Below are 2,621 nucleotides of genomic sequence, written 5' to 3'. Positions count from 1 at the left end.
ATCGGCATCGAACTGGGCAAATGGGTTTACATCAATCGTTCAAGCGAGACACCTTCAGTGAGGGCAAACCGCCAACGGCTCAAGGTCCACACGGGCTTGGTTCTGGGCTTTCTGTTGGGGGGGCTGTTCGGAGCGCTTGGCTTCAACTATGTGGGCTACGTCACCACGGTGCCTTTGGCAGGTTTGCTTTGGTTGCTGAGCCTGCGCCCCTTGCTGGATGATTTGCGCCAGCGTGCCGCGTAATTTTTCTGCCCTGGCCTGAACGCACAACAGCAAACCCCCATGAATTGGCTGCACGCAACCCACTTCTTCAGGCCCCGATTGCTCGACAGCCTGCAAGGCTACAACCGCAAGCGCCTCGCTCAGGACATTGGCGCCGGCATCACCGTCGGGGTGGTGGCCTTGCCCCTGGCCATGGCGTTTGCCATCGCCTCGGGGCTCAAGCCTGAAGCAGGCTTGTTCACCGCCATCATTGCGGGCTTCCTGATCTCGGCCCTGGGCGGCAGCCGCGTGCAAATTGGCGGGCCTGCTGGTGCCTTCATCGTGATTGTTTACGGCATCGTCGAGCGCTATGGCCTGGCCAACTTGATATTGGCCACCGCCATGTCGGGCATTTTGCTTTTTCTGCTGGGCTTGTTTCGACTGGGCACCTTGATCCGATTCATTCCGGTGTCGGTCGTGATCGGCTTCACGAATGGCATTGCGGTTTTGATCATGCTGTCGCAAATCAGAGATTTTCTGGGACTGAAAATCCAGTCCATGCCCGCAGATTTTTTCGGCATGCTGCGCGCGCTGGGCCAAAACTTGCACTCTGCCAATTTGGCCGCCTTGCTGGTGGCCCTGGGCTCCTTGTCACTGCTGGTCGGCTGGATGCGTCTGGGACGCCGACTGAACGCCACCCCATACCGCTGGGTCAGCTTGGTGCCCGGCTCTATCGTGGCGCTGGTGTTTGCCACACTGGCCTGCATGGGGCTGTCGCTGCCGGTAGAAACCATTGGCAGCAAATTTGGTGGCATCCCAGCCGTCTTGCCCAGTTTTCAGTGGCCCGAATTCAGTTGGGACAGCGCCCGATTTTTGCTCATGCCCACCCTGACTTTGACGCTGTTGGGCGCGATTGAGTCACTGCTGTGCGCGCGCATTGCCGACGGCATGATTGGCGACCGTCACAACCCCAACCAGGAGTTGATGGCCCAAGGAGTGGCTAATTTTGTGACCCCATTTTTCGGGGGCATGCCCGCCACCGGCACGATTGCCCGAACCGTCACCAACATCAAAAGCGGCGGCACCAGCCCCATCGCAGGCATGGTGCATGCACTGACACTGCTGGCCGTGGTGCTGCTGGCTGCCCCACTGGCTGGGCATGTGCCCTTGGCGGCGCTGGCGGCGCTTTTGATGTTTGTGGCCTGGAACATGGGCGAGTGGCGCGAATTTTTACTGCTGCGACAGTACCGGCTGCCTTACCGCATCACTTTGTTGGCGGTATTTTTTCTCACGGTGGTGTTTGACCTCACCGTGGCGGTCGAGGTCGGCCTGTTTGCGGCCTGCCTGACTTTTATCTACCGCATTTCCAGCCTGAGCCGCAGCGAAACCGTCAGGAGTGTGGAGCATCCAGGACTGGCAGGGCATGAGACCCAGGTCCAGGCTTGGCGGCTTTACGGTGCCTTGTTTTTTGGTGCCGTCAAGCTGGTCGAGGACATCGAAGACAAAATCACCACACCGGCTTTGGTGATTGACCTGAAAAATGTGATTTACGTGGATTCTTCGGGTGCCGATGCCTTGATGAACCTGATCGACACTTGCCGCAAAAAAGAGGTGCAGTTGATCATTTGCGGTTTGTTGCACCAGCCCCTGGACATCGCTCGACGCACGGGCTTGCTGGAACATCTGGACGGCCGACTGGAGCCCGACCTGCCTGCAGGCATTCAGCGTGCTGTCAGCCTGATGGCGCGCTCGGGCCCGTAAAATGTCTTCATCCTTAGCAAGCTGTTTTCTTCATGCAAACTCAGCCCTTGTCACCTTGCCCGCCAGAAAGCCCCAACATGTCCATTTTCCGCCGCCCTGACTACACCTCAGACACCACACAATTCATTGCCCAGCTCAAGGCCCAGCGCCCCGAACTGGAGGCTGAGCAGCGTCAAGGCCGTGCTTTGCTTTGGGACAAGTCACTGAGCCGACCCGAGCAACAGGCCTTCAAGGATGGGCGCGTGTCCCAAAAGCCCTACGTTTATCAAAACCAGTCCTCCTGAATCTGCCGTTAATCGACACTTCGGGCAGCGATCCCGGTGTGTCGTTCATCAACAGCACCGCCCATGACCGCCTTTGCCCCCCCCACCGAACTGCCCGTGCCGCTGAGGGACACCCCCGTGTCCATGCCGCAGGTGGTCGACCATGTGGCCGTGGCGCGGCTGTATGGCGAGCCCCTGTTCTCGATGCCGACCGACCTGTACATCCCGCCGGATGCCCTGGAGGTCTTTTTGGAGGCATTCGAAGGCCCTCTCGATTTGTTGCTCTACCTGATCCGCAAGCAGAACTTCAACATTCTTGATATTCCCATGGCGGGGGTGACACGCCAATACCTGACTTATGTCGATGAAATCCGACAGCGCAACCTGGAGCTGGCA

3 protein-coding genes and 1 pseudogene are annotated in these 2,621 nt (G+C 58.7%); all 4 read left to right on the top strand.

Features of this window, described 5'->3' with window-relative positions; all coding sequences use genetic code 11:
- Nucleotides 1–243 (top strand): annotated as a pseudogene (locus tag ACIQ3A_RS14990) (DUF1275 domain-containing protein); the annotation flags it as partial.
- 39 nt (nucleotides 244–282) lie between these two features.
- Entirely contained in the window at nucleotides 283–1,962 is a 1,680-nt protein-coding gene (locus ACIQ3A_RS14985; RefSeq protein WP_396432525.1) for a SulP family inorganic anion transporter, read from the top strand.
- 77 nt (nucleotides 1,963–2,039) lie between these two features.
- Nucleotides 2,040–2,246, top strand: coding sequence for a DUF3460 family protein (locus tag ACIQ3A_RS14980; RefSeq protein WP_396432524.1), 207 nt, complete (start codon nucleotides 2,040–2,042; stop codon nucleotides 2,244–2,246).
- A gap of 63 nt (nucleotides 2,247–2,309) precedes the next feature.
- On the top strand, nucleotides 2,310–2,621 hold a 312-nt coding region (locus ACIQ3A_RS14975; RefSeq protein WP_396432523.1), incomplete at its 3' end, for a segregation and condensation protein A.

Source organism: Limnohabitans sp. (assembly GCF_044361985.1).
Taxonomy (GTDB): Bacteria; Pseudomonadota; Gammaproteobacteria; order Burkholderiales; family Burkholderiaceae_C; genus Limnohabitans_A.
Note: the sequence above shows the minus strand (reverse complement) of the source record. Positions and strands in the feature narration are given on the sequence as shown.

What these genes read in the sequence shown, in the direction of transcription:
- ACIQ3A_RS14980 (WP_396432524.1), top strand. Translation starts at nt 2,040, where the DNA reads ATGTCCATTTTCCGCCGCCCTGACTACACCTCAGACACCACACAATTC.
- ACIQ3A_RS14985 (WP_396432525.1), top strand. Translation starts at nt 283, where the DNA reads ATGAATTGGCTGCACGCAACCCACTTCTTCAGGCCCCGATTGCTCGAC.